General features: G+C 69.4%; 26 protein-coding genes. 13 read left to right on the top strand and 13 right to left on the bottom strand.

Features of this window, described 5'->3' with window-relative positions:
* A partial coding sequence (locus VEB62_RS12510; protein ID WP_324800099.1) for a hypothetical protein occupies nucleotides 1–206 on the bottom strand: 206 nt, incomplete at its 3' end.
* Between VEB62_RS12510 and VEB62_RS12505 the strand changes: the two genes are divergently transcribed.
* Genes VEB62_RS12505 through VEB62_RS12495 form a run of 3 tightly spaced genes read left to right on the top strand, consistent with a single transcriptional unit; the run spans nucleotide 112 to nucleotide 1,420 of the window.
* Complete coding sequence (locus VEB62_RS12505) at nucleotides 112–528, top strand: acetyltransferase (protein ID WP_324800110.1); 417 nt, start codon at nucleotides 112–114, stop codon at nucleotides 526–528. The two genes, VEB62_RS12510 and VEB62_RS12505, sit on opposite strands and share 95 nt — an antisense overlap.
* Nucleotides 528–1,049 (top strand): GNAT family N-acetyltransferase, encoded by a 522-nt coding sequence (locus VEB62_RS12500; RefSeq protein ID WP_324800096.1) that lies wholly within the window; start codon nucleotides 528–530, stop codon nucleotides 1,047–1,049. The genes VEB62_RS12505 and VEB62_RS12500 overlap by 1 nt, the downstream gene beginning before the upstream one ends.
* 8 nt (nucleotides 1,050–1,057) lie before the next feature.
* Nucleotides 1,058–1,420: a hypothetical protein gene (locus VEB62_RS12495; protein ID WP_324800093.1), complete on the top strand. Its 363-nt coding sequence runs from the start codon at nucleotides 1,058–1,060 to the stop codon at nucleotides 1,418–1,420.
* A gap of 307 nt (nucleotides 1,421–1,727) precedes the next feature.
* Here VEB62_RS12495 and VEB62_RS12490 read toward each other — a convergent pair whose 3' ends face one another.
* Together VEB62_RS12490 and VEB62_RS12485 are read right to left on the bottom strand one after the other, a co-directional pair.
* The gene (locus VEB62_RS12490) at nucleotides 1,728–3,278 is read right to left on the bottom strand and encodes a tyrosine-type recombinase/integrase (RefSeq protein ID WP_324800090.1); all 1,551 of its coding nucleotides are present in this window, start codon (nucleotides 3,276–3,278) and stop codon (nucleotides 1,728–1,730) included.
* Between the two features lie 247 nt (nucleotides 3,279–3,525).
* Nucleotides 3,526–5,520, bottom strand: a complete 1,995-nt coding sequence (locus tag VEB62_RS12485; RefSeq protein WP_324800087.1) for a pre-peptidase C-terminal domain-containing protein — start codon at nucleotides 5,518–5,520, stop codon at nucleotides 3,526–3,528.
* Nucleotides 5,521–5,700: 180 nt separating this feature from the next.
* On the opposite strand from VEB62_RS12485, the gene VEB62_RS12480 reads away from it, so the two are divergent.
* Nucleotides 5,701–7,887, top strand: coding sequence for a DEAD/DEAH box helicase (locus tag VEB62_RS12480; protein ID WP_324800084.1), 2,187 nt, complete (start codon nucleotides 5,701–5,703; stop codon nucleotides 7,885–7,887).
* Nucleotides 7,888–7,918: 31 nt separating this feature from the next.
* Here VEB62_RS12480 and VEB62_RS12475 read toward each other — a convergent pair whose 3' ends face one another.
* Nucleotides 7,919–8,770, bottom strand: a complete 852-nt coding sequence (locus VEB62_RS12475; protein ID WP_324800081.1) for a class I SAM-dependent methyltransferase — start codon at nucleotides 8,768–8,770, stop codon at nucleotides 7,919–7,921.
* 69 nt (nucleotides 8,771–8,839) lie between these two features.
* Between VEB62_RS12475 and VEB62_RS12470 the strand changes: the two genes are divergently transcribed.
* Together VEB62_RS12470 and VEB62_RS12465 are read left to right on the top strand one after the other, a co-directional pair.
* Nucleotides 8,840–9,265 carry a helix-turn-helix domain-containing protein gene (locus VEB62_RS12470; protein WP_324800078.1) on the top strand — a complete coding sequence of 142 codons (426 nt, stop codon included), beginning with the start codon at nucleotides 8,840–8,842 and terminating at the stop codon, nucleotides 9,263–9,265.
* 132 nt (nucleotides 9,266–9,397) lie between these two features.
* Nucleotides 9,398–10,537 (top strand): ABC transporter ATP-binding protein, encoded by a 1,140-nt coding sequence (locus VEB62_RS12465; protein WP_324800075.1) that lies wholly within the window; start codon nucleotides 9,398–9,400, stop codon nucleotides 10,535–10,537.
* On the opposite strand, the gene VEB62_RS12460 is transcribed toward VEB62_RS12465, so the two are convergent.
* Nucleotides 10,486–11,442: a hypothetical protein gene (locus tag VEB62_RS12460; protein ID WP_324800072.1), complete on the bottom strand. Its 957-nt coding sequence runs from the start codon at nucleotides 11,440–11,442 to the stop codon at nucleotides 10,486–10,488. The genes VEB62_RS12465 and VEB62_RS12460 overlap by 52 nt on opposite strands.
* Nucleotides 11,443–11,556: 114 nt before the next feature.
* Here VEB62_RS12460 and alr point away from each other — a divergent pair, with 114 nt between their 5' ends.
* A complete protein-coding gene (gene alr / locus VEB62_RS12455) occupies nucleotides 11,557–12,594 on the top strand; it encodes an alanine racemase (protein ID WP_324800069.1) in 1,038 nt (345 codons plus the stop codon).
* On the opposite strand, the gene VEB62_RS12450 is transcribed toward alr, so the two are convergent.
* Both VEB62_RS12450 and VEB62_RS12445 read right to left on the bottom strand, forming a co-directional pair.
* A complete protein-coding gene (locus VEB62_RS12450) occupies nucleotides 12,591–13,184 on the bottom strand; it encodes a ricin-type beta-trefoil lectin domain protein (RefSeq protein ID WP_324800066.1) in 594 nt (197 codons plus the stop codon). The genes alr and VEB62_RS12450 overlap by 4 nt on opposite strands.
* Nucleotides 13,185–13,226: 42 nt before the next feature.
* Complete coding sequence (locus VEB62_RS12445) at nucleotides 13,227–13,754, bottom strand: RICIN domain-containing protein (protein WP_324800063.1); 528 nt, start codon at nucleotides 13,752–13,754, stop codon at nucleotides 13,227–13,229.
* A gap of 139 nt (nucleotides 13,755–13,893) precedes the next feature.
* Between VEB62_RS12445 and radA the strand changes: the two genes are divergently transcribed.
* The 6 genes from radA to VEB62_RS12415 all read left to right on the top strand — a co-directional run bounded on the left by radA (nucleotide 13,894) and on the right by VEB62_RS12415 (nucleotide 20,754).
* Nucleotides 13,894–15,258, top strand: coding sequence for a DNA repair protein RadA (gene radA, locus VEB62_RS12440; protein WP_324800060.1), 1,365 nt, complete (start codon nucleotides 13,894–13,896; stop codon nucleotides 15,256–15,258).
* A gap of 30 nt (nucleotides 15,259–15,288) precedes the next feature.
* On the top strand, nucleotides 15,289–15,882 hold the full coding sequence (locus tag VEB62_RS12435) for a CvpA family protein (protein ID WP_324800057.1): 594 nt from the start codon (nucleotides 15,289–15,291) through the stop codon (nucleotides 15,880–15,882).
* 30 nt (nucleotides 15,883–15,912) lie between these two features.
* Complete coding sequence (purF, locus tag VEB62_RS12430; RefSeq protein ID WP_324800054.1) at nucleotides 15,913–17,418, top strand: amidophosphoribosyltransferase; 1,506 nt, start codon at nucleotides 15,913–15,915, stop codon at nucleotides 17,416–17,418.
* Between the two features lie 60 nt (nucleotides 17,419–17,478).
* Nucleotides 17,479–17,823: a VOC family protein gene (locus VEB62_RS12425; protein WP_324800051.1), complete on the top strand. Its 345-nt coding sequence runs from the start codon at nucleotides 17,479–17,481 to the stop codon at nucleotides 17,821–17,823.
* A 46-nt stretch (nucleotides 17,824–17,869) separates the two neighbouring features.
* Nucleotides 17,870–18,622, top strand: a complete 753-nt coding sequence (locus VEB62_RS12420; RefSeq protein WP_324800049.1) for an SDR family NAD(P)-dependent oxidoreductase — start codon at nucleotides 17,870–17,872, stop codon at nucleotides 18,620–18,622.
* Nucleotides 18,623–18,726: 104 nt separating this feature from the next.
* On the top strand, nucleotides 18,727–20,754 hold the full coding sequence (locus VEB62_RS12415) for a hybrid sensor histidine kinase/response regulator (RefSeq protein WP_324800046.1): 2,028 nt from the start codon (nucleotides 18,727–18,729) through the stop codon (nucleotides 20,752–20,754).
* A 16-nt stretch (nucleotides 20,755–20,770) separates the two neighbouring features.
* Here VEB62_RS12415 and VEB62_RS12410 read toward each other — a convergent pair whose 3' ends face one another.
* From VEB62_RS12410 to panB, 6 genes are all read right to left on the bottom strand, one after another.
* The gene (locus tag VEB62_RS12410) at nucleotides 20,771–21,085 is read right to left on the bottom strand and encodes a hypothetical protein (protein ID WP_324800044.1); all 315 of its coding nucleotides are present in this window, start codon (nucleotides 21,083–21,085) and stop codon (nucleotides 20,771–20,773) included.
* 111 nt (nucleotides 21,086–21,196) lie between these two features.
* A complete protein-coding gene (locus VEB62_RS12405; protein ID WP_324800041.1) occupies nucleotides 21,197–21,550 on the bottom strand; it encodes a hypothetical protein in 354 nt (117 codons plus the stop codon).
* Nucleotides 21,551–21,612: 62 nt separating this feature from the next.
* A complete protein-coding gene (gene der, locus VEB62_RS12400; protein WP_324800039.1) occupies nucleotides 21,613–23,235 on the bottom strand; it encodes a ribosome biogenesis GTPase Der in 1,623 nt (540 codons plus the stop codon).
* A 34-nt stretch (nucleotides 23,236–23,269) separates the two neighbouring features.
* Complete coding sequence (locus VEB62_RS12395) at nucleotides 23,270–24,691, bottom strand: PQQ-like beta-propeller repeat protein (protein WP_324800036.1); 1,422 nt, start codon at nucleotides 24,689–24,691, stop codon at nucleotides 23,270–23,272.
* A 23-nt stretch (nucleotides 24,692–24,714) separates the two neighbouring features.
* Complete coding sequence (locus VEB62_RS12390) at nucleotides 24,715–25,479, bottom strand: tetratricopeptide repeat protein (protein ID WP_324800033.1); 765 nt, start codon at nucleotides 25,477–25,479, stop codon at nucleotides 24,715–24,717.
* A gap of 79 nt (nucleotides 25,480–25,558) precedes the next feature.
* Nucleotides 25,559–26,395 carry a 3-methyl-2-oxobutanoate hydroxymethyltransferase gene (panB, locus tag VEB62_RS12385; RefSeq protein WP_324800030.1) on the bottom strand — a complete coding sequence of 279 codons (837 nt, stop codon included), beginning with the start codon at nucleotides 26,393–26,395 and terminating at the stop codon, nucleotides 25,559–25,561.
* Nucleotides 26,396–26,455: the final 60 nt, after the last annotated feature.

Genomic DNA, 26,455 nt, shown 5'->3' with positions numbered 1-26,455 from the left:
ATTCGTGCGCCATGGTCAAACTCCGCCAGTCCAGGCCTTATGACGGGCCCCGCGTCGTCGACATATGGCGCAACGCCGTCGACGCCACTCACGACTTCCTGACCAGGGAGGATCGCCTCGCCATCGACTACGAGGTCAGAGAATTTCTTCCCGGGGCGGCCCTCTGGCTCGCCATCGACGACGGGGGACCGGGCCATCGGCTTCATGGGGCTCACCGGCGACCACATGGACGCGCTATTCATCGATCCGGAGCATCGAGGGGCCGGCGTCGGACGCGCGCTCGTGCAGGACGCAATCGCCATGCACGGCGCGCTTACGACCGACGTGAACGAACAGAACGGGCAGGCCGTCGGCTTCTATCGACGTCTCGGCTTCGTTCCCACCGGGCGTTCGCCAACCGATGGCGAGGGACGCCCCTACCCGCTGGTTCATATGCGGTGGTGTGTGGCCAGGCAGAATAGTACGGCCGCCCAAGGCAAACGGCGGCCCGCATTGCGGGCGTTCGCGCGCGCCGTCAGACTGCTCTGATGGAAACCTCACGTCTGCGCATTCGACCGCTTGGCGCCTCCGACGCGGAGGCGCTCCATGCTATCCATGAGCTCGTCGGACACGGTCGCGCGCATCGCTCGCTCGACGAACTTCGCACCCTTTATCGGGAGATGGAGGCGGCGTCTGACGGGGACCCCGGCTGGCATGGCTTCGTTCTGGAATTGCATAGCGGACTGGTCATCGGCGATGTCGGAATCTGCGTCGGCCAACCGGAACAACATCAGGCCGAGATTGGATACAGTCTTCATCCTCGTTTTTGGGGAGCGGGGTATGCGAGTGAAGCGCTGAAATCTCTCCTGGCTGACATGTTCTCCCGGCGAGGTCTCCATCGGGTGGTGGCTGTTACGGTGGCGGATAATTCGGCCTCGCGCGCGTTGCTGACGCGGCTGGGGTTCCGACTGGAAGCCCACTATGCATCCGCCTTCTACGACTATCGCGCAGAGCGTTGGGTGGACTCCGTCGGGTACGCGCTGCTCGCCAGCGAATGGGGCGCCAACTGACGAGCTCCATGTCCGCTTTCCACCCTCAGGCGACCGTCCGGTCCCGACCCGTTGCAGATATCCGGCAGGTCGCCTCTTGGTGGTCCGGCTGGCCGTCGCAAGCCCGACGCACACCATCGCCGGCCCCTACCTCAAATCTAGACAAGGTTGCCGAGTTAGTTCAAGCCTTGGTTCACAATTTGGCATATGATCCCGAGATCATGATGGATGTTGCGGAATATAGAACAAGATCAGCAGCAGCCCACGAGAGAGCCGCTGCCGCGATAACACTTCTGGAGAAGGAGCATCACGAAGCCGATGCCGCCAGTTGGGAGGCCTTGGCGAAGATGGCCGAACGTCACATCCTTATGATGCAATTCTTCAAAATCTAGCCCGCGCTCTAATCTCGATATGTCGAAATCTCGTATCGAACGGCGGATTCCGTGGTACAGTGGCTTTATCGCCAGTCCGCGACTGAGAGATTTCAGCAGCCGCTGCGCACTCCCGTAGGACACAATACGGGAAAATAAGATGTTTCGAAATATCACCTTGGCGACCATGCACGTCGACGACATCTCTGCGCTCCTTCCTCATCTTTCCCGGCTGGACGTCGAGCGTAACACTCTTCTCACCGAGCAAGGGGAGGAGGTTGATCAGGTCTACTTCCCTACTCATGTTCCACCCTTGGCAGAGCGTTTGTCACCGAAACCCGCTGATCCAGCGTTCGACTTCGACCTTCAATCCGCTCCGCGCCAGATCGAGGCCCGCTTTGGCCAGGATGTCCATGTGCGACGGCGCGATCTCAGGCCGGCGAGCCATGTCCATGCATATTGAAAAAACGGCCTGCTGCAGGTCGCCCGCCGCAACCAGATGAAGGGCCCGAGCCTTGGCCTCCTCGACTTCCGACACAGCTCCCGCTGCCGACATACCGAGGGATCTGCCCGCGTCTTCGGCCAAGGGCGTCGCTGATCCCGTCAGATGTCCGGCCCACGCCGCCAGGGCCGACCGTTTTTCCGGCAGATAGGTATGGCGATCGTACACACCGGTGACGGCGGCGCCTTCGCTAGGCGTATGCCCCAGGATCAGACCGACGATGAAGCGGGTGACGCCGTAGCGGCCGGTCAGCGTGGTCGCCCCCGAACGCCGTACGTCATGGGGCGAGCCGACCGCGATCTTTCGGCGGGCGCACGTCCGGGCGAAGGCCCGTGTGATCGCGTGGGGATCCAGATGTTGGTCGGGCGCCCGGCCTGACGGAAACGCAAACGGGCTCGTCGGGTCGAGCGCGAAGGCCTCCTCCAGAACGGTCAGGCAATCCGGACCCAATGGCACGACATGCTGGTGCTTCGCCTTGGCTCGCGTCGAGGGAATGATCCAGACCCCGGCGGCGAGATCGAACTCCGTCTTGAGGGCGCCGGCGACCTCGTTGCGGCGGGTCAGGGTCAGCATCAGGAGCTGGATCGCCAGCCCCATGACCGGCTCGAGGCGGGCGTGGACACCGGCGGTTTTCTCGCCCGGCGCCCTCGGCGTGCTGGCCTCCACCGCCGCCCGCCAGAGCACGCCGAGCGCGGCGTCGTCGAACATCCGCTCCCGGGACGTCAGGGCGAGCGGCCGGGCCAGACCGGCGGCGACGTTCGATTCCAGCCTTTCCTCAAGAACGCCGAACCCGAGGACGGCGTGCAGCACGCCGCCGATCGACGCCACACTCGCCGCGGACAAACCCTTCTCGGTGATCAGGGTCCGCATGAACGCCTTCACATCGGCGCGCCGGATTTCGGTGAAGTCACGGCCGCCCAGCGGACGCTGGATATGGTTCTTCCAGACGCTGCGCTCGTTCTGGAGGGTCACCGCGCGCTTCGGTTTGCGCCGTCCGCCGTGCAATCCGACCTCCGCGGCGCTCCAGTAGGATTCGGCGAGTTGGTCGAGCGTATCGCCGGTGTTGGCCTGCTCGCGGGCCCGTTCGCGCGCCGCGGCTTTCTCGCCGGCCGGGTCCAGCCCCTCATGCACCGCGACGCGCGTCGTTGCGGCCTTCGCCCGGGCTTCGGCGAGCGAGAGATCCGGATAGAGACCCAGCACCAGACGTCTGCGCTTCCCGCTCGCGGTGAGGTAGCGAAGCTCGAATTGTTTGGACGATGAAGGATAGACGCGGAGGCTAAGTCCCCGGCTCCCGCCGATCCTCATTTCGTAAGGAGCCGCCGCCGGCCTGAGGGCCGAAATCTGACGGTCGGTGTTAAGCTGTACGGACGCGGCCATGGGCCCACTCCCGGCTGGGGAAAGCCTGCAATTCGGCCGCAGCCTAGCGATTTGTGGGGCGGTAGTGGGGCATTTTTACAGTACTCGCTGAATAACGGTGAAATGCAGAAAAAATGACAAGGTAACGATTTCAAATAGCTGCATCGACTTTGAAATGTAGTGAAACACCCTGAAAAGGCCGTTGAGGCGATTCACACCGAGGGGGTCACAGGTTCAATCCCTGTCGCATCCACCATTTCCCCTTCCCTCAGCGCCCGGCCGCCGCGATCACCGTCGGCGGCAGCCGCACGATGACGTCGTCGACCTGGACGCCGCCGCGGTCGATGACGAGGTTCTGGTAGTTGCGCTGCCCGTCCTGAGTCTCGGCCTGGACGTCCTCGACCTCGACGCGGAACTGGCGGCGCAGGTAGGTGGCCAGTTCGCCGGCCGTGACCAGTCGGTCGCCGTCGCCGTCGGCCTCGCCCGACATGCCGGCGCGCACGAAGTGGGACAGATAGCCGCCGGCCTGGAACTTGTCGGCCACGGCGCTGGTCAGGTCCTCCTCGGAGCTGAACACGCCCATGACGCCCGGGCGGTCGACGACGTTGCGGGCGAAGCCGCCGGAGAAGCAGGCGTCCACCACCAGCAGGGCCAGCCGGGTGTCGAGCGTGGCGAACAGCCGCGCCAGTTCGGCATCGGCGATTTCTCCGTCGGCCAGCACCAGGGTTTCGGCCTTGCCGTCGGGCTCGAGCGCGGTCACCGGCGTCGGCTCCTGACCGCCATGGCCGGAGAAGAAGAACAGGAACATGTCGTCCGGGCCCGCCTGGGCGGCGATGCGCGCGAAGGCGGCGCGGACTCCCCCGACCGTCGCCTCGGCGTTGGTCAGGACCACGCTGGCCTCGTTCAGCGAGCCGTCGCGCTGCAGGACCTCGGCCAGTTTGCGGGCGTCCTCGTCGGTGAAGGGCAGGTCGTTGACGTCGGGCCCGTAGTCGGAGACACCGACCATCAGGGCGAACACCCGCGCGCCGCCGGCCACGGCGGCCTGGCGGGGCGGCTCGCGGCCGGAGTCCACGCTGAAGCGGTAGGACCCCGTCTCGCCCGGGCGGAAGGAGGTGACCCGAACCTCGTAGTCGCCGTCCTCGGGCAGAACCAGCGCCTGACGGCTGTCGGTGCCATCCTCGCCGTCGTCGTTGTCGAACTGCTCGCCGGAGGGCGTGGTCACCATGGTGTAGGCGTCGAAGGCCGAGGACGTCAGATCGACAGTGACCCGCTGGCCGCGGCGGCCGCGGAACCGGTAGGTGTCGACGTATTCGCCGCTGTCCAGGATTTCATCGCCTCCGGCCAGGGCGCCGGAGACGGCCTCGCCGATGGCCACCTGACCGCCGACGGCTGACCGCGCCGACGGCGCCTCGGACGGCGGGCGGGGAGCCGACTGGCCGGCCCCGTCGAGCACCGCGAGCCGGTAGGCGCCGCTCTCCTTGGGTTCGTAGCTGGTGGCGGAGACCTGGTATTCGCCGTCGGCGGGCAGGGTGACCAGCAGGCGGCTGTCGTGCGACCCCTCCGCGCCGGCGTCGTCGTCATTGTCGCTCGAGAAATCGCCGGGGCCCCGGACCATCAGATACGGATCGAAGTCGGTCGAGGTCAGCCGGATGTCGAGCTGCTGGCCGCGTCGGCCGCGCAGGGTCCAGGTGTCGATGAACTCGCCGGTCCCGAGTTGCTCGTCCCCGCTGGCGAGGCTGCCGCCGACGGTGCGGCCGACGGCGATCGCGCCCGAGGCGTCGGCCGGGTCGGATCGCGCCGGCCCCGCGCCGGACGCGGAGAGCGTCAACCGGTAGGCGCCGGTCTCGCCGGGCTCGTAGCTGGTGGCCCCGATCTCGACCTCGCCCGCGGCGGGCGCGGTGAAGCGGATGCGGCTGTCGTGCGATCCGCGCGCCGCCGGATCGTCGTCGTTGTCCTCGCTCAGCCCGCCCGGCCCCCGCACCATCAGATACGGGTCGAAGGCCGGGGACGAGAGGGCGATCTCGTAGGTTTCTCCGGCGCGGACGGGGAAGGTCCAGGCGTCGGTGTATTCGCCGGTCTTGAGGGTGTCGTCGCCGCGCCGCAGTTCGCCCTGCACGGTCTGGCCGGGCCGAATCGCCCGCGCCCCGTCCTGGGCGGGAGCGCTTCCCGGCGCCGGGCGTTCCGGGGGAGTCACGGGAAACGCAGCGGCGGGGTGGGTCAGCACGCCGAGAGCCGTGGTGGCGGCGAGCAATGTTCTGAACATGGAAATTCCCCCAACCGCCTCATCTTTACCGAACGGGGGTCGCTTGTCACCGCCGGCCGGCGTCACCGTCAGGAATCGCGGGATCGTCGCGCTTCCGCCTTGATCGGCGCGCATACGACCGCCCCTTCGCCGCCCCGCCTGGGCTGGCGCGCGTCGCCCCGGCGCCTTACGGACCACTCCATGCCCTTCCCCGCCAGTCATCCCGCGCTCGACCGCGCGCTTTCCGAACGCGGCTATGCCGAGCCCACGCCGGTCCAGGCCGCCGTGCTGGACGCCGAACAGGGGCGCGACCTGCTGGTCTCGGCCCAGACCGGCTCCGGCAAGACCGTCGCGTTCGGTCTGGCGCTGGCGCCCACCCTGCTGGGCGAGGCCGAGAAGTTCGCCGAGTTCGGCGCGCCGGTGGCCCTGGTCATCGCCCCGACCCGCGAGCTGGCGCTGCAGGTGTCGAACGAACTGCAGTGGCTCTACGCCCAGACCGGGGCGCGCATCGTCTCGTGCGTTGGCGGCATGGACCCCAAGGTCGAGCGCCGGGCGCTGGAGCGCGGCTGCCACATCGTGGTCGGCACCCCCGGCCGCCTGCGCGACCACGTCGAGCGCGGCTCACTGGACCTGTCGACGCTGCAGGCCGTCGTGCTGGATGAAGCCGACGAGATGCTGGACATGGGCTTCCAGGAAGACCTGACCTTCATCCTCGACGCCGCCCCGGCCGAGCGCCGGACGCTGCTGTTCTCGGCGACGCTGGCGCGCGACATCGTGCAACTGGCCAAGACCTACCAGCGCGACGCCATCCGCATCGACACCACGGCCTCGAACGCCCCGCACGGCGACATCGAATACAAGGCCATCCGCGTCGCGCCGAACGAGGTCGAGCTCGCGGTCGTCAACGTGCTGCGCTATTTCGAGGCCCCGGGCGCGCTGGTGTTCGCCAATACGCGCGAGCGGGTGAAGCACCTGACCTCGAGCCTGCGCGAGCGCGGCTTCTCCGTCGTCGGCCTGTCGGGCGAACTGACCCAAAGCCAGCGGTCCGAGGCGCTGCAGGCCCTTCGTGACGGACACGCCCGCGTCTGCGTGGCCACCGACGTGGCCGCCCGCGGGCTGGACCTGCCCGACCTGGGCCTGGTCATCCACGCCGAGATCCCGGTCAACAAGGCCGGCCTGCTGCACCGTTCGGGCCGCACCGGCCGGGCCGGCAAGAAGGGCGTCTCCGTCCTGCTGGTCAGCTATACGCGCCGCCGCAAGGTCGAACTGATGCTGCAATCGGCCTCGATCAAGGCCGAATGGTCGGGCCCTCCGTCCGCCGAGATGATCCTCGAGAACGACCGCAAGCGCATGCTGGCCGACCCCGTCCTGACCGCGCCGGTCGAGGACGAGGACATGCTGGCCCTGGGCCGGCAGCTGCTCGAGAAGAGCTCGCCGGAGCAGATCGCGGCGGCGCTGATCCGCTTGTACCAGCAGAAGCTGCCCGCGCCGGAGGACGTCTATGACGACGACCGGATGAAGCGTCAGCAGCAGGCCGGCGTGAACGACAAGGGCCAGCCGGACGTGCCGTACACCGACTTCGCGCGGGGCGGCGACATGGCCTGGTTCCGCATCAATATCGGGCGCGACAAGAACGCCGATCCGAAATGGCTGATGCCGACCATCTGCCGGCTGGGCCACGTGACCAAGCGCGACATCGGCGCGATCAAGATCTTCGACCGCGAGACCAAGTTCGAGATCACCCAGGAGATGAAGGCGAAGTTCGAGGCCGCCATCGCCCAGGGACTGGAAGACGGCGTGAAGATCGAACCGGCCGTCGCGCCGGGGCCGAAGGACAAGCCGGTCGGCCGCTGGGACAAGACGCCCGGCGCCGGCGGCGACCGTCCGGAGCGGAAGCCGTGGGTCAAGCGCGAGGATGGCGGCGACAAGCCGGCCTGGAAACCGCGCGAGGACCGGCCCGAGGGCGCGAAGAAGCCCTGGGTCAAACGCGACGAGTCGGCCCCGGCCGCTGAAGGCAAGAAGCCGTGGGTCAAGCGCGAGGACGGCGACAAGCCGGCGTGGAAGCCCCGCGAGGACCGGCCCGTCGGCGAGAAGAAGCCGTGGGTGAAGCGCGACGAGCCCGCCCCGGCCGCCGCCGAGGGCAAGAAGCCCTGGGTCAAGCGCACCGCCGGCGATCCGACCCCGGCCGGCAAGAAGCCGTGGGTCAAGAAGCCGGCGACCGAGGGCAAGACGCCGTGGGTTCCGCGCTCCGACGCCGAGGCCGCCCCGGCCGCCGCGGGCGACAAGCCGTGGAAGGGCAAGCCCAAGGGCGGCGACCGTCCGTGGGCCCCGAAGGACGCGCGCGGCAAGCCGCCGGCGAAACCCTACAAGGCCAAGGGCCCTCGCTGAGCCGACGGCCTGATGACCCGGCGACAGGCTGTCAGCCGGGGTTGCGGGCGCGGATCAGCCAGCAGGCGGCCGTGATATGGGCCGCGCCCGCCGTCACCCAGGCTTCGAAGGCCTGTCTGACGACGGCGACGATCCTGTTTCTCCGGTCCTCGTCGAGGTCGGGCAGCAGCGCGCCGACCGGACCCATTCTGGCGGCGTAGACGTCGAGGTCCTCGCTCGACAGCGTGCAGACCGCGTCGAGCGGCTGGATGTCGACGTCCCGCCATCCGGCCGCAGTCAGGATTCCCCGAACCCGTTCCGCGTCGGCGAAGGCGAACTGTCCGGGAGCGCCGGGGTCGCGCGCGGGCAGCTCCGGCAGCAACGGCGCCGCCGCCCGCTCCGCGGCGGTCATGAAGGGATTCTCCCCGGCCCCGCGCCACGCGATGACGGCCAGTCCGGCGTCCGGACGCGCCGCCCGGCGGAGATTGGCGAAGGCGGCGACCGGATCGTCGAAGAACATGATGCCGAAGCGCGAGATCACCGCGTCGAACGTCCCGGGTTCGAAGGCGTACTGCTGCGCATCGGCGGCGATGAAGCGGCAGTTCCCGAGGCCCGCCGCTTCGGCGCGCCCCCGGGCGGCCTCGACCAGGGGGACGGAGATGTCGACGCCGGTGCATCGGCCGTGCCTCCCGAGATGCCAGGCCGTCGCGAGGGTCGTGGCCCCGGCGCCACAACCGACATCCAGCACCTCGCCCGCGCCCAGATGCGCCACGGCGCCGACCAGTGGCCGCTCGAGGGAGCCGAACAGGCGGTCCAGCATCTCCTGCTGCTCGACCCAGGCCTCGCCGGCGCGGGCGTTCCACAGTCTGGCCTGCGCCTCGTTGGCCTCCGGTCCGCTCTGCATCCCCGATCCTCCTTGATTTTCCTGCCGATGACGTCGAGGCTACAACTTCAAGCCAGATTGAGGTCAAGCGTGAAACTTCCGGATATCGCCGAGGTGGCGCGAAGCTCCGGCATGGCGGCGTCGAAACTGCGCTTTTACGAGGAGAAGGGGCTGATCGCCCCGGTCGGCCGACGCGGGCTCAAGCGGCTGTTCGACCCGGGCGTGCTCGAACGCCTGTCGCTGATCGCCCTGGCCCAGACCGCCGGCTTCTCCCTCGACGAGATCGGCGGCATGTTCGGCGAGGACGGCCGGCCGCGCCTTGACCGGGCGCAGCTCTCGGCGAAGGCGGACGAGCTGGACCGGACGATCAAACGCCTCGGCGCCCTGCGTGACGGCCTCCGCCACGCCGCGGCCTGTCCCGCCCCCAGTCACATGGAATGCCCGACCTTCCAGCGCCTTCTGAAGGGCGCGATCGCGCCGGGTCGGACAGGGACGCCCGCGCGACGGCGCCGGTAGCGACCCGGCGGCCCCGCGGTTCGGGAGAGGATTGCAGACCTCCTGTAACCGTTTACGGTGGCGGCAAGAGATGGCCTCGGGCAGCGTGAAGCGCGGCGGGCCGGACGCAAGAAACAGCGGCGGGCAGGAAACATGGCGGACGTCCGGCTGACCGGGGTGACCAAACGCTTCGGCGCCACCGAGGTCCTGAAGGGGATCGATCTGGAGATCGCGGACGGCGAGTTCGTGGTCTTCGTGGGGCCGTCGGGCTGCGGCAAGTCCACCCTGCTGCGGACCATCGCCGGCCTGGAAGAGGCCGACGCCGGCGAGATCGCCATCGGCGGACGGGCGGTCAACGACCTGTCTCCGTCGGAGCGCGGCATCGCCATGGTGTTCCAGTCCTACGCCCTTTATCCGCACATGAACGTCTATGAAAACATGGCGTTCGGGCTGAAACTTGCGAAACTGGACAAGGCCGAGGTCGACCGGCGCGTGCGCAGCGCGGCCGGGACGCTGAACATCACCGACTATCTCGACCGCAAGCCGAAAGCCCTGTCGGGCGGACAGCGGCAACGCGTCGCGATCGGCCGGGCCATCGTGCGCGAGCCGCAGGTCTTCCTGTTCGACGAGCCGCTGTCCAACCTCGACGCCGCCCTGCGCGTGCGCATGCGCTACGAATTCGCCAGCCTGCACGAGCGGCTGAAGACGACCATGGTCTACGTCACCCACGACCAGGTCGAGGCGATGACCCTGGCCGACCGGATCGTGGTGCTGAACGGCGGCGTGATCGAACAGGTCGGCCAGCCGATGGCGCTTTACGAGCGGCCTCGCAACCTGTTCGTGGCGGAATTCATCGGCAGTCCGAAGATGAACCTGCTGCCGGCGGAAATCGTCGCGGCGACGGCGCGGGGGGCGACGGTGCGCACCGCGGCCGGAGAGAGCGTGAAGGTCGATGTCGACGCGTCACGCGCCTCGCCCGGGGATGCGGTGACCCTGGGCGTGCGGCCGGAACACCTGGGCCTGACCGGCCGGGGCGACGTCATCGCCGCCACGGTCGCGTTCGTGGAGACCCTGGGTCACGCCACCTACGCCTATCTGACGGCGGGCGAGGCGGCCCTGACGGTGCTGCTGCCCGGCGATGTTCGTCCGGCCGTCGGCGAGACGGTGAAGCTGCGCGTGTCCGGCGGGCAGGCTCATCTGTTCGACGGGAACGGCGAGGCGTTCGAACGGCTCCAGGGGCGTCAGGACTCCGCGCGCGCCAGTTTGCAGCCGCCGGCGATGCCGGCGGCCTGAGCGCACGGCCAGGCCTGATCGAACCGGCCTTCCGCCGTCAGCCTCAGCATCAGCCCCGGCTCGGCGCCGCAGCTGAGCTCGTAATAGCGGGCTCCGCCGGCCACGCCGACGACCCGGGCCCGATCGGCGGCGCAGCGGGGCCCGTCGGCCGGCAGCCATGAAGCCGCCGTCGCGGCCTGTTCGGCTTCCGTGGTGAATTTGCACGCCTCGCCCATGGCCGCGAGATCGAGACAGGAGAACGACTCCGTCACCGCGGTCTGGTTGACGCGGGTCTGCAGCCACAGCCCGTCGCGGCCGTCACAGCCGATCTCGTAGCGGTCCTGGTCCTCGCCGACGCGGCCGATCCAGGCGGCCTGATCGACCACGCAGTCCGGATCGACCCGCGCCGCCAGCGGACGCAAGGCGGCCGCCGCGTCCTTGTTTCCGTCCAGCAGACACAGGGAGGTCACCGGCCGGGAGGCGTCGTCGGCCCGCTGGGCCTCCTCGGTGGCGGCCAGGTGCAGGCAGTTGAGCACGGCGGGCGTTTCGGCCGCGATCACCAGATAACCGGGCCCCTCGCGGCAGGCGACCTCGTAGATCTCCTTGCGCTGGCGGGTCTCTCCCGGATTGTACGCGGCGACGATCTCGCAGGGCGTGCCGGTCTCGGCGAGGATTTCGCCCGTCCGTTCCCGCACCAGCCGCTCGGGGACCGCGCGCCGGCTGCCCTGCGGCCAGTTGCGGAGCTCGGCGGCGCTCAGATACGGGCCGATCGGCCCCTGATGATCGCCAACGTGGTGGGTGTTGGAGATCTCATCCCCGCCCCTGGCGTTGCCGCCGGCTTCGTCCTGGGCGAAGGCCGCGCTGGAGACGGCGAGCCCGACGATCAGCGGGACCGCGAGGTCAAGAAGCCGTCCCAGGTGTCGCATCGTCGCCCCTCCGCCAGATAACGCCGACATCAGAACACCCGGCGGGCAGCCGGTCAAACCTTCCAGGCCTGACGTTCGTGTTGCATCGCACAACGGCGTGGTCCTAGATGGGGCATGCCCGCTCCCGCCTTGCTGACCGTCGACCTGCAGGCGCTCGCCGCCAACTACCGCACGCTTGAAGCGATCGGCGGCGTGCCCGTGCATCCGGTGGTCAAGGCCGACAGCTACGGCCTGGGGGCCGCCGCCTGCGCCGCGCGTTTGATGGTCGAGGGCGCGCGGACCTTTTTCGTGGCGCGCACCAGCGAGGGCGAGCATTTGCGGGCCGCGCTGGGACCTGTGCCCGCGATCTATGTGCTGGACGGGTGTCTGGCGGGCAGAGCCGTTCGCCTGCGCGACGCCGATCTTCGCCCGGTGCTGAACACCGGGGCCCAGCTGGCCGAATGGCGAGCGGCCGGCGGCGGCGCGTGCGGCATGCAGATCGACACCGGCATGAACCGGCTGGGCTTCCGCCCGGAGGCGGCGCCGGAGCCGTTCCCGGGGCTGGACCTGGTGCTGAGCCATCTCGCCTGCGCCGACGACCCCGCCGAGCCGATGAACGCGCGCCAGCGGGACGCCTTCGCGGCGGCCGCGGCGCGGTATCCGGGAACGGTGCGCTCGTTCGCCAATTCCGGCGGCGTTTTCCTCGGCCCCGACTACGCCTTCGACGCCACCCGCCCCGGCGTCTGCCTGTACGGCAGCGGCCCCGAGGGCCGGCCGGACGACCGCATCAGGCCGGTGGCCGCCCTGACCGCCGAGGTGCTGCAGGTGCGCGACGTGCCGGTCGGCGAGACGGTCGGCTATTCCCGCGGCTTCATGGCCGGGACGGCGACGCGGATCGCCACCTGCGCCACCGGTTACGCTGACGGCGTGCTGCGCAGCTACAGCCCCCGGGGGCTGGTCTCGGTCGCGGGCGAGTTGCGGCCCATCGTCGGGCGGGTGTCGATGGACGTGTGCGCCGTGGACGTCACGGGTCTGGACGTGGCCGTCGGCGACCGGGTCGAACTGTTCGGTCCGAACCGGATGATCGACGACGCGGCGGCGGCGGCGGGGACGATCGCCTACGAACTGCTGACCTCGGTCACCGGGCGCGTTCGGCGGGTCTACGCGGGCTAGTCGGCGGCGGTCTGGGAAACCCGGCCCGGCCCGGCCGCCGACTGCGTCTGTTGCATCGCCTCATCATCGAAGACGGCGGGCGGCGTGAAATCGACGTCCTGCGCGCGCCAGATCTGGTTCGGTCCGCCGTTCCACTTGAAGGCGATCACCGGGTTCTGTTCACCGGTCCCGGACTCGCTGATGTCAACGACCTGAATCCCGAGAGAATCGTTGAGCGCGAACCAGCATCCATTGACGAAGTCCGCAGTAAAGCCCGGATAGTCCGGGGGGTCGCCGTCGCCGCCGCCGGTGATCGGAATACAGGTCAGGCAGCCGTCCGAGTCGCCCTCCATCGACACGACGCAGCCCGCCTCGTCCGTCCAGATCATATAGAAGTCGCCTTCGCTGAAATGGGGCTGCCGGCCCGTCTGGAAGACCGTGCGGTCTGGATCGCCGGACGACAGCCGGTGGACACCGAGACGCGGCCAGCCCGCGCCGTCCGAGGAATCGAAACAGCCCAGGGCGACATCGGGGTCGAGATAGGAAATCAGCCGGATGCGTCGTCCGCCGGCGAGTTCGGCCGAGGTGGTGAGGTTTCCGTAGGGGTCCATCGTGGGTGTCCCGATTGATCGGCGCCGAATGGCGTCCGAAACCTAGCTGACCGTCTCGGCCCGCCACTTCTGATTGTCGCCGCCGTTCCAGGCGAAGGGGATGATCGGCGTCCGCTCGGCCGTACCGAAGCGGCTGACATCGACCACGCGGTTCCGGTCCGGGTTGTTGAGCGCGAACCAGCAACCATCGACGAAGTCGACGGTGAACCGCGACGCGGGGCTTTGGCCCATATCCTCAAGCGGGGATTTGTCGTTCGACAGCAGGAAGGAGCCGCCGCCCCACGAGAGCAGGCAGCCGGGGTCGGCGTCCCAGGCGAGGGTGAAGGTGTCGTCTCCGGACGCCTCGGCGCGGAGGACGCTCGAATCGGGACCGCCGGATGACAGGCGCTGGACGCCGATAAAATACTCCAGCGACAAGGCCTCGATCTCTCCGATGAATGGGGCCCCGCCGCCGTGCGGGCGAGAGGCGTGCAGGCCGAAGGCGATGTCCGGATCCATGTAGGAGATCAGCCGGAGCCGCCGACCGTTCGAAAACTCCGGGACGCTGGTGAGATTGCCGTAAGCGTCCATCACATGCCCCCGGGCCGAACGAGAACATTGTTACGCGAATCTCGGGTCGATTGTAAGCGGATAGTGGCTACGTCATTTTCGGTCGTATCACCTCGGCGCCCCCCTGCCCCGCCCGCCCCGACTCCTGTAAGCCCGTCGCATGGCGAGAGACGGCGCAATCCATGTTTGTCAGTCCTGCGGGGCGGTGCACGGCAAATGGTCCGGCCAGTGCGGCGCGTGCGGCCAGTGGAATTCGATCGTCGAGGAGAGCCGCTCGGCCCCGCCCGGCGCGCTGAAGCCGGCCTCCAGCAGCCGCACGCGGGGCGTCCAGTTCGAGACCCTGCAGTCCGACACGCCCGAGCCGCCGCGCATCGTCACCGGCGTGACCGAGTTCGACAGGGTCTGCGGCGGCGGCGTGGTGCCGGGATCGGCCATCCTGCTGAGCGGCGATCCGGGGGTCGGCAAGTCGACGCTGCTGCTGGACGTGGCCGGGCGGGCGGCGATGTCGGGGCGGCGCGTGGCCTATATCTCCGGCGAGGAGGCGGTCGAGCAGATCCGGGCCCGGGCGAAGCGGATGGGGCTGGACAAGGCGCCGGTCGAGCTGGCCTCGGCCACCGCCCTGCGCGAGATCCTCGGCACGCTGAAGCGCGAGAAATTCGACATCGTCATTGTCGATTCGATCCAGACCTTGTGGTCCGACGCGCATGAGGCGGGGCCGGGCTCGGTCACCCAGGTGCGGGCCTGCGCCGGCGAGATGGTGCGGCTGGCCAAGTCGCAAGGCGTCGCGGTGGTGCTGGTCGGGCACGTGACCAAGGACGGCCAGGTGGCCGGGCCGCGCGTGGTCGAGCACATGGTCGACGCGGTGCTGAGCTTCGAGGGCGAGCGCGGCTATCCGTTCCGCATCCTGCGGGCCGGCAAGAACCGCTTCGGGGCCACCGACGAGATCGGCGTGTTCGAGATGGGCGACGCGGGCCTGCGCGAGGTCGCCAATCCCTCGGCCCTGTTCCTCGGCGAGGGCAAGGACCGGGCGCCGGGCGCGGCGGTGTTCGCCGGCATCGAAGGGTCGCGGCCCGTGCTGGTCGAGGTGCAGGCGCTGGTGTCGAAATCGGCCTACGGCACGCCGCGCCGGGCCGTGGTCGGATGGGACACCGGGCGGCTGGCCATGGTGCTGGCTGTGCTGGAAGCGCGCTGCGGCTTCGGGTTCGGCGATCAGGACGTCTATCTGAACGTGGCCGGGGGGCTGCGCATCAACGAGCCGGCCGCCGATCTGGCGGCGGCGGCGGCGCTGGTCAGCTCGGCGACGGACATGCCCCTGCCGCAGGGCTGCGTGGTGTTCGGCGAGATCAGCCTGTCGGGCGAGATCCGCGCCGTCGGGCGGGCCGAGGCGCGGCTGCGCGAGGCGCAAAAACTGGGCTTCGACCAGGCCCTGTCCCCGCCGCTGACCGTCAAGGACAAGGGGGTGAAGGTGACGTCGGTGAACCGGCTGACCGAAGCGGTCGAACGAATCTCGCAAAACCGCTACTGAGATCGGATCGTTTCCTCTTCCCGAGCGCCCATGACCGGCTTCGACGTCATCGCCATACTGGTCATCCTGGCCTCGGCCGCCGCCGGCTGGGTGCGCGGCGGCACGCGCGAGATCATCACCCTGTTCAGTTTCATGCTGGCGGCCTTCCTGGCGCTGGTGGCGCTGCCGGTGACGGCGCCGATCGGGCGGGGACTGGTCGATCCCGACTGGGCGGGGACGATCGCGGCCGCCGTCGCGTCGTTCCTGCTGATCTATTTCGGGGTGCGCATCTTCGGCTCGGCCCTGTCGAAGCGGGCGCAGGCCCACCCCCGGTTCGGCGGGCTGGACCGGTTCGTCGGCGTCTTCGTCGGGGCCGGACGGGCGCTGGTGCTGCTGGGCGCCGTCCATCTGGTCATCGTGGCCGCCCTGCCCGGCGAAAAAACGCCGCGCTGGCTGACAGAGGCGGCGCTGCGGCCCGTCACCGCCGGGGCGGCCCGCGCCATCCAGATCGTCCTGCCGGGGATTGGACGGGGGGCCGACGCCCTGTCGCCGGTGGTCAGTTCGTCCGTGAGCAGAGGCTTTAAGGACGATCAAGCCTTGCCCCCGACGCAATCCAGGCCTACCTCCCCGCGCGCCGCCCCCTAGTCGCGTAACCCGGTCATCGGAGCCCCGACGATGCCCCACTCCATCGCCGAACCCGTCGTTCACCGCGAGCATTGGCGTGACGCCGATGACGATCAGCTGCGCCTCGAATGCGGCGTCTGCGGCGTCTGGGGCGCGGAGCCGAACGCCGCCTCGTCGGTTGTCGCTCTCGGCCTTCACGCCCTGCAGCATCGCGGCCAGGAAGCCTGCGGCATCGCCAGCGTGCATGAGGCGCGCTTCCACACCGAACGGCACATGGGGCTGGTCGGCGAGGCCTTCGGCGGGGCGGACCTGTCAGAGCGCATGCCGGGCTCGGCCGCCATCGGCCACACGCGCTATTCGACCTCGGGCGGGTCGTTCCTGCGCAACATCCAGCCGATGTTCGCGGACCTCGACAGCGGCGGCATCGCCATCGCCCACAACGGCAACCTGACCAACTTCCTCTATCTGCGGAACCAGCTCGTCGGCGAAGGGGCGATCTTCCAGTCGACCTCGGATTCGGAGGTCATCCTTCACCTGATCGCGCGCAGCCGGAAGGCCAAGATCGTCGACCGCTTCATCGACGCCATCGGCCGGATCGAGGGCGGCTACGCCCTGGTCTGCCAGACCCGGTCCAAGATGATCGGCGCGCGCGACCCGCTGGGCATCCGTCCGCTGGTGCTGGGCCGCCTCGGCGACGCCTGGGTGCTGGCCTCCGAGACCTGCGCCCTGGACACCATCGGGGCCGAGTTCGTGCGCGATGTCGAGCATGGCGAAGTGATCGTGATCGATCACGAGGGCCTGCAGTCGCTGAAGCCCTTCCCGACCCGCGGGGCCCGGCCCTGCCTGTTCGAATACGTCTATTTCTCGCGTCCCGACAGCATCGTGAACGGCAAGTCGGTCTATGACGTGCGCAAGCGCATGGGCCGCCGCCTGGCGCGCGAACATGCGGTCGAGGCCGACGTGGTCGTGCCGGTGCCGGACTCCGGCGTGCCGGCGGCGCTGGGCTACGCCCAGGAGAGCGGCATTCCCTACGAAATGGGCATCATCCGCAGCCACTATCTGGGCCGCACCTTCATCCAGCCCAGCCAGGGCGCCCGGCAGAAAGGCGTGCGCATGAAGCACAGCCCCAACCGCTCGGTGATCGCGGGCAAGCGCGTGGTGCTGATCGACGACTCGATCGTGCGCGGCACCACCTCGGTCAAGCTGGTCCGCGCCGTGCGGGCCGCGGGCGCGACCGAGGTGCATCTGCGCTCGGCGTCGCCGCCGATCCTGTGGCCGGACTTCTACGGCATCGACATGCCCGAGCGGGACCAGCTGATCGCCGCCAACAAGACGCTGGAGGAGATGCGGGCGCATCTCGAGGTCGACTCGCTCGGCTTCCTGTCGGTGGACGGCCTGTACGACGCCATGGAGGCCGGTCCCCGCGATCCGCGCAATCCGCAGTTCACGGACCACTATTTCACCGGCGAATACCCGACCCGGCTGCTCGATCGCGAGATCGAGGAAGGCGGCCGCGAGGTGGCGGCGCGGCAACTTTCCCTGCTGGTCAGCGCTTAACATCTGCGAAATCGGGCGGATGCCCGGCATCCGGCCCGGATCCTCGCAGCGCAGGAAGTCATGATCCAGCTCGGCTACTTCACGATCGACACCCCGGATATCGACAAGGCCCGCGCCTTCTACGGCGAGGCGTTCGGCTGGACCTTCGACGAGACGCAGTCGCACCCGACCTACGCCCATGTGGCCGACAGCGATCCGCCGTTCGGCTTCACCAAGGTGGAGAGGGCCAGGGATTTCCCGCACCTGTATTTCCGCGTCGATGACGTGGCGGCCCTGTGCGCCCGAGTGACGGCGCTCGGCGGCAAGGCGGCGGTGCCGTCGGAAACGCGGTCGGGGCTGACCGCCGTGGTCAGCGACGACCAGGGCGTCAGCTTCAGCCTGTGGCAGCCCGCGCCGGGCTTCTGAGGCGGTTTCGCTTTCGGCGGACGGGACGGCGCGCTATCAGGCCGCCATGTCAGAGCTTCCCCTGAAAGACCGCATCGCCCTCGTCGTCGGCGCCTCGCGCGGCATCGGCTACGAGACCGCGCTGGCTCTGGCGAAGGCCGGGGCGCACGTCATCGCCACCGCCCGCACCCAGGGCGGTCTGGAGGAGCTGGACGACGCGATCTTCGCGGCCACGGGCCGCCACGCGACCCTGATCCCGTTCGACCTGGTCGACGGCGGCGCGATCGACCGGCTGGGCGGGGCGATCCACGAGCGTTTCGGGCGGCTGGACATCTGGGTGCAGGCGGCGGCGACCATGGGGGCCGAGGGCCTGACGCCTGTCAGCCACGCCGACCCGCGCGGCTTCGCCAAGGTGGAGAAGACCAATTTCACCGCCGTCTACCGTCTGATCCGCTCGCTGGAGCCGCTGCTGAGGGCGTCCGACGCCGGCCGCGCCATCTATGTGACGACCAGCGTCGCGCATGCGCCAAAGGCCTTCTGGGGCGCCTATGCGGCGACCAAGGCGGGGGCGGAGGCCCTGGTCAAATGCTGGGCCGACGAGATCGAGTCGACGCCGGTTCGCGCCTCGATCGTCGACCCGGGCCGGATGCGCACCCAGTTACGGGCCCAGGCCTATCCGGGCGAGGACCCGGAAACGGTCGTGCATCCGTCGGCCATCGGCCCGCTGATGGTCGAGCTGGCGCGCGGCGATCTGGAGCCGCCGCTGGAGGTCAGCTTCAAGGACTGGAGCCAGGGACCGGGGGTCGCCGCCCTGATCTGAGACGGTCGGCCGGCGGGCAGCCTCGAATCGAATCGCGTTCATTCGCCGCGTGTTCAGGAAACCTTTGCGATTTTTGCGCGATTGTCCCCGATCGGAGCGACATCGTGGCGTCAGAATTCAGCGAGGGCTATTTCGCGGCGGTGGCGCGCGCCAGCCAGGATGTCATGCGCATCCTGAATCTGGACGGCTCTGTCGAATATATGAACGAGCGCGGGCTGGAACTGCTCGAGATCGATCGCTTCGAGAGCAACCGGGGCAAGCCCTGGCAGGACCTTTGGCCAGAGAAAACCCGGGCCGAGCTCATCGCCGCCCTCGATCAGGCGCGAAAAGGTCATGCCACGAGCTTCACCGCCTACTGCCCGACCGCCAGGGGCCGGCCGCGGTGGTGGCACACGGTGGTGTCGCCTGTCCGGGACGCCGACGGTTCCGTGGTGCGCCTGCTGGCCACGTCACGGGACATCACGGCCGAGCACCGCCGCGAGGCCCGGCTTGAACTGGCGCTGAGGCGCGCGCGCGAGGCCGAGGCGGCCAAGGATTCGTACCTGATGTATCTGAAGGAGGCGCTGGACGTCCTCCCCGCCGGCCTCGCCTTCTACGACCCCGACGATCGGCTGGTGATCTGGAACCGGCAATATGTTGCGGCGGGCGGCACGGACGAGGCGAGCAGCAGCCTGGAGGTCGGGCTGAGCTTCTCTGACCTGCTCCGGCGGGACCTCGCCGCCGGTCGCCACCCCGAGGCGTCCGGCCGGGAGGAAGAGTGGCTCGCCGATCGCCTCGAGACCCGGCGGCTGGCGCAGGGCCCCCGCGAGCAGGAGCTGTCCAACGGCCGGTGCTACCGGTTCGAGGACCAGCGATTGTCGGACGGCGGGACCGTCTCGATCGCCGTCGACATAACGGCCCTGAAGCGCCGGGAGACCGACCTCGAACGGTCGGCGGTCGAACTGGCCGGAGCCAAGGCGGCCGCGGAGACCGCGAACCAGGCCAAGAGCGAGTTTCTCGCCAATATGAGCCACGAAATCCGCACGCCGCTGAACGGCGTCGTCGGCATGGCCGACCTGCTCTGCCGCGCCAAATTACCACCCAGGGAACACGAGATCGCCGGGATCATCCGGGCCTCCGGGGAGACGCTGGAGCGGCTGCTGTCCGATATCCTCGATCTCGCCCGGGTCGAATCCGGCGGCATCACCCTGGAACGGACGGCCTTCCACCTCGGCGACGCGATCCGCAACACGGCCGCCCTGTCGCGCCTGAAGGCGGAGGAGAAGGGCCTGGACCTTCGCCTGGCCATCGACCCCGCGCTGGACCGACAGATCGAGGGCGACCCGACCCGGATCCGTCAGATCCTGACCAACCTTCTGTCCAACGCGATCAAGTTCACCGAGACGGGCGTCGTGGAAGTCGGCGCCTCGATCGTGCGCGAGGGCGTGATGCGGCTGTCGGTGCGGGACAGCGGCGCGGGTTTCGACGCCGCCGACAAGGCGCGCCTGTTCCGCCGCTTCGAACAGGCCGATGGCTCGATCACGCGCCGGTTCGGCGGATCCGGGCTGGGCCTGGCCATCTGCCAGCAGCTGGCGCACCTGATGGGCGGCGACCTGGACTGCACCAGTGCGCCCGGCGAGGGTTCGATGTTCTGGGCCGATCTCCCGCTCACCCTGGCGGAGGCGGCCCTCGCTGCGCCCGGCGGCGACCCGAAGCCGGCGGAGTTCGACGGGACGCTCCGGGTGCTGGTCGCCGACGACCACGCCACCAACCGCAAGGTCGTCGATCTGATCCTCACGGGGGCCGGAGCCGACACCACCTGCGTGGAGGATGGAGCCCAGGCGCTGGAAGCGTTCCACGCCGAGGTCTTCGACCTGGTGCTGATGGACATGCAGATGCCGGTGCTCGACGGCCTCTCGGCGGTGCGCGCCATTCGCGCCTGGGAAGCCGCGCATGGCCGGCCGCCGACGCTGGTGATGATGCTGACGGCCAACACCATGCCCGAACATGTCGCGGCCGGGATCGAGGCGGGGGCCGACGGCCATATCCCGAAGCCGATCACGGCCAGCCGGCTGCTGGCGGCCGTGGAGGAAGCGCTCAGCGGGCTGAGCGGCGCACAGGACGTCGACGATCGCCTCTACGCCGGTCGCTGACCGCCGGCGAAACGCTTCACTGCGGAGGGGGCTCGTTGGCCGTGCCCGCGGTGACCTGATCGACGTAGACCCGGGCCGCGGACTGCTCCGCCGCCGCGCGACGCGGCGAACGGCACATCCGTCGCGACATCACCGAGCCGGTCGGCGCCCGGTTCTCGCAAACCATCTCGGCCCGGCGTTCGCGACGGCTTTGCGCGGGAGGCGCGGCCTCGGGCGCGGGGGCGGCGGCGGCTTCCTGTCCGGACGGGGCGACGGCCGCCGGGGCCGCGGGCTCCTGGAACAGGGTCAGGGCGACGAGAATCTCCAGCAGCATCGGAACGGCCTCTCCCACGGAACAGCGTCATGCAAGGTGACAGCAGAAGACGGACACGGCAAGCGCGCATCGGGGACGCCTCCCTCGCCCGGAGCGCCAGTGATCCGGGGCGCCCGACCGATCGCCGGTTCAGCCCGAGATGAAGGCCGTGGGGGCCACCGTCCGGCGTTCGCACTCCGCGTAGCGGACCGCTTCCTGGGTATAGTCGTCGAGCCTGGAAATGTAGGCGTTCACCGCGCTGACGTAGGCGGTGAAGGCCTCCTCGTAGTCGCGGAGCGACGCCTGGTAGGCGTTCAGCGCATTGTTCCGGCAGGTGTGGGTGCCCCGGGCCTCGTTGACGCATCCCGGAACGGGCGGCCGGGTCGGCTTGACCGGCCGTTCCACCTCGGGGACCCGGGCGAGAGGGCACGTCGTCCCGGCGTTCTGCGGCGCGGCCGCGCCCATCAGCAGCAGCGATCCCGCAAGGCAGGCGATGAGTTTCATGGCGTTTGTTCCCCGACCGGCGACCAGTCTGCCATGCCGGACGCCGCGGTCAACGGCCGCGGCTACTTCTTCGGCAGGTGCTTCTGGCCGGTGCGGACGCGGCCCGATCGGGAGACCTGGCGGGCCCCGCCCCGCGCACCCTTCTGAACGGCGACGGACGAGCCGGCCTTCTTGTTGGCGCTCGACTTCAGACCCGCCAGCGGCCTGGTCTTGCCCTTGCCGGCCTTCTTCTGCTCCAGCGCCTTGCCGGGCAGATTGGACAGCCGGTCGGCCTTCTCGGCCTTCTTGAGCACCCGGCGCGGCGCGGTCTTGGCGTCACCCTTGTAGCGTTCAGGCCCCGACCTGGAGCCGCCCGGCGCATAGGGGTTCTCGCTCCCGGCCTTGACGATCAGGCGGATCGGCGTGCCCGGCAGGTCGAAGGACTCGCGCAGATTGTTGATCAGATAGCGCTTGTACTGCTCCGGCATGGCCTCGGCGCGGCTGGCCATCAGCACGAAGGTCGGCGGGCGGGCTTTGGTCTGGGCCATGTATTTGGGCTTGATCCGCTTGCCGTCGACGGCGGGCGGCGGGTGCCTCTGGGTGGCCATGGCCAGCCAGGTGTTGAGGTCCTTGGTCTTGACCTTGACCGACCAGGTGGCGTGCGCCTGCAGCACGGCGGGCATCAGCCGCTCGACGCCCCGGCCGCTGTGCGACGACAGGGCCACGAAGGGCGAGCCCTTCAGCTGGGGCAGCTTGTCCTCGGCCATCTGGCTGAGCTTGGCGAGCTTCGCCTGGGGCTCGGTCTCGAGGTCCCATTTGGCGGCGACGTAGACCAGGGCCCGGCCCTCGCGCTCGACCAGGTCGGCCAACTGCAGGTCCTGGGTGTCGAAGGCGTCGTCCTTGTCCATGACCAGCACGACGACCTCGGCGAAGGTGATGGCGCGGATGGTGTCGGCGACCGACAGCTTCTCCAGCTTCTCCTGCACCCGGGCCTTGCGACGCATGCCGGCGGTGTCGACCAGGCGGATGTTGTGGCCTTCGTATTCCCAGTCGACGGAGATTGAGTCGCGGGTGATGCCGGCCTCGGGGCCGGTCAGCATGCGGTCCTCGCCGATCAGGCGGTTGATCAGGGTCGACTTGCCGGCGTTGGGCCGGCCGATGATGGCGATGCGGATCGGCTTGTCGGGCTCGTCGATCTCCTCGATGAAGATGTCGGCGCTGGCGGCGACGATGGCGGCGTAGAGGTCGGCCATGCCCTCGCCGTGCTCGGCCGAGATGGCGACCGGCTCGCCGAAGCCGAGGGCGTAGGCCTCGCCGATGCCGCCGCCGCTCTCGCGGCTCTCGGACTTGTTGGCCAGCAGGACGACGGGCTTGTGCTGATGGCGCAGGCGGTCGGCGAAGATGCGGTCCAGGGCGGTGACGCCCTCGCGCGCGTCCATCATGAACAGGATCAGGTCGGCGTCTTCGAGCGCCGCCTCGGTCTGTTCGCGCATCCGCGATTCGAGGCTCTCGTCGGTGACGTCCTCGTAGCCGGCCGTGTCGATCAGCGTCAGGTCGATGTCGCCGATGTTGCCGTCGGCGTAGCGCCGGTCCCGGGTCACGCCCGGGCGGTCATCGACCAGCGCGAGGCGCTTGCCGACGAGGCGGTTGAACAATGTCGACTTGCCCACATTGGGGCGGCCGACGATGGCGACTTTGAGAGCCATGTCGGCCTTCTAACGCAGATCGGGAGCCATGGGGTCAGCGAATGCTGACCAGCTGTCCCCGGTCGGTGAGCACATAGAGGGCGCCGTTGTAGGCGGCCGGGGCGATGAAGGCGGGACCGCCCAGATTGATCGAGGCGGTCTGCAGGCCGGTCTTCGGATCGAAGGCGACCAGTTCGCCGTCCGAATTGGCCAGCACCAGCCGGTTCGAGGCGAGCAACGGCCCCGACCAGACCGGACGCACGGTGCGGTCGAACATGCCGAAGAAGCCGCCTTCCTGGCGGACGCGGCCCTCGTTAAGGTCGCGGGTCCAGTAGACCTGCCCCGTCTCGCGGTTGATCACCGTCAGCTCGCCGCTCTTGGACACGACATAGATCACGTCGCCGACCGGCAGGGGCGCGTTGACGCCGGCGATCGGCAGTTGCCACTTCGGCTGGCCGGTGCGCACGTCGATGGCCGACATCACGCCGGAATGGCCGACGGCGTAGACGACCCCGCGGCTGACCACCGGACGGCCGGCGATGTCACGGATTTCGGACAGGGCGCTGGTCCGGCTGGCGCGCGACAGCACCTGCTGCCAGACCGGCTGGCCGGTGGCGGCCCGCAGGGCCACCACTTCGCCGGACGAGAAGGGCGCGATCACGGTTTCACCGGTCACGGCCGGGCTGGACGCCCGCATGAGCCGGGCGGGCTCGGGAATGCCGCGATAGGTCCAGGCCTGCTGGCCCGTGTTCACGTCGAAGGCGAAGATCTGGTTCTCGACATCGACGACATAGACCCGCGAGCCGGAGACGGTGGGCGCGCCGTGGACCGGCACGTCGACCGGGGTGGTCCAGAGCACGGCGCCGGTGGCCTGGTCGACGGCGCTGATCGTGCGGTAGCCGGACGAGATGAAGACCTTGCCGCCGCCGACCGCGACCCCGCCGCCAAAGCCGCCGCCGGTGGAACTGCCGCCCATGCCGAAGCTGAAGAAGCTGCGCTGGAACTCCTTCTCGTCCGGCTTGACGCTGACCTTCCAGGCGACCGCGCCGCTGGAGGAATCGACGGCCGTGACCGTGGCCTCGCCGTCCATGACGAAGACGCGGCCGTTGTCGGCCACGACGGGGGCCATGACCTGGCGGCTGTCCGAGGAGCCCGCGCCGATGTCGCGGCGCCAGCCGACGGCGAACTCGGCGGCCGCGGCCACGTGCTCAACGGCGTTCTCGGGATTGCCGCCGGGCTGGGTCCAGGCGGTCGCCGGCTGGGGACCGGGCAGGAAGAAGTCACGGCCGGACAGGGCGGCGGACGGCGCCAGTTGCTGTTCGAACTCGAGCACCGAAATGCGCTGGCCCTCGGTCGCCGTGGCCTGGGGCTCGTCGGAACCGCCGAGGCCGAAGGGCAGGACCTTGCGGACCGTGCCGCAGGAGGCGACGGTGGCGGCGAGGCCGCAGAGCAGGGCGACTTTAAGCACGCGGTTCATGGCGGACGTCCTGAAGGCGGGGTTCACGGGCGGGCCGGAGCGGTCGGAGCGGCCTGGCCGCCCTGCGGACGCGCGGCCCCGGCGCGGGCGGCGGACGCCTCGGCCGCGGCCATGGCGTCGGTGATGGGCTTGAGGTTCGGGGCCATGCCGGCGTCGATCGCGGAGATGGTCAGATCGGCGCGCTGGCTGATCTCCCGCGGCGTATCGAGACTGTTCTTGAGCACCACCAGGGTCGAACGGGCCTCGGCGGCCTTGCCGTGCTGCAACTGGGCCATGGCCAGGGCTTCGCGGGCGAAGGCGCGGAACGGCCGGCCTTCCTCGGCCAGCGGCTCCAGCCGGGCCTGGATGTCCGCGAGCGGCGCCGTGTCCATCAGAAGCAGGGCGGCCTTCCAGGCGGCGCCGTCGGCCAGCAGCGGATCGCGGGAGGCCCTGGCGGCCTCGTCGAACAGTTCGACGGCGTCCGGGATGCGGTTGGCCTGGACGGCGATGCCGGCGCGGTGCTGAAGCGCCAGGGCCTTGTAGGCGGCGTTGCCTTCGTCGGCGGCCTGGGTGAAGGCGGCGTCGGCCCCGACCGGGTTGTTCGCCTCGAGCGATTCGAGACCGCGCTGATAGGCGATGGAGGCCTTGTCGGCTTTCGACGTCTCCATCTTCTGCCAGCCCCACCACGCCAGGGCGGCGATCAACGCGACCAGAAGCACGCCGCCGACAACGGGCAGCCAGGTGCGGGCCAGCCGCTTGTATCGATCGGAGCGAAGCTCCTCCTCGACCTGATCGAAGACATCAACCACGGTAGCGTCGCCCCAAAAGTCGCAGAAAATCCAACCGGCCGGACCCTAGAGGCTCACTCAACGCACCGCAACGCGGCCGTTATGGCGAAACCGGCTTTTTCGAGAAGTAGGTCTCGACTTCGGCAGGAAAACGGCGGGCCTTGACGTCTTCGGCATAGGCCGCGACCGCCCGATCGATGTCCGTGCGCAGATCGGCGTAGCGGCGGACGAATTTCGGGGTCCAGTCGAACAGGCCCAGCATGTCGGGCGTGACGAGGATCTGACCGTCGCAGGCGGCCGAGGCGCCGATCCCGATGGTGGGCTTGTCCACCGCCTCGGTGATGTCGCGGGCCAGCCCCTCAGCGACTCCCTCGATGACGATGGCGAAGGCGCCGGCGTCGGCGGTGGCCTCGGCCTCCGACATGACCCGCAGCCGCTCCTCGTCCGTGCGGCCCCTGGCCTTGAACGCGCCATCGGTCAGCACCGCCTGCGGACGCAGACCGACATGGCCCATGACCGGAATGCCGCGCTGGACCAGATAGGCGATGGTCTCCGCGACGGTGGGGCCGCTTTCCAGCTTCACGCCCTGGGCCCCGGTCTCCTTCATAACCCGGGCGCAGTTCTCGTAGGCCTGTTCCTTGCCGCCCTCGTAGGAGCCGAACGGCATGTCGATGACGACCATGGCCCGCTTCGAGCCGCGCATCACCGCCTGGCCATGCAGGATCATCATCTCCAGGGTGACGCCGACCGTGTTGGGCATGCCGTGCACGACCATGCCGACACTGTCGCCGACCAGCAGCAGGTCGCAGTGGTCGTCGAGGAGCGCGGCCGTCGGCGCGTCATAGGCGGTCAGGCAGACGATCGGCTCGCCGCCCTTCCGGGCCCGGATATCCGGGGCGGCGATGCGCCGGACGGCCTCCTGCTTCTGGCTGGACATGGGACGGGCCTCCTGTTCGGAGACTAGATAGGAGCCTGCGGCCGCCCCGTCATCCCTGAT

The sequence above is a fragment of the Brevundimonas sp. genome, assembly GCF_035626975.1.
Classification (GTDB): domain Bacteria; phylum Pseudomonadota; class Alphaproteobacteria; order Caulobacterales; family Caulobacteraceae; genus Brevundimonas.
This window is presented reverse-complemented; position numbering and strand designations above follow the sequence as displayed.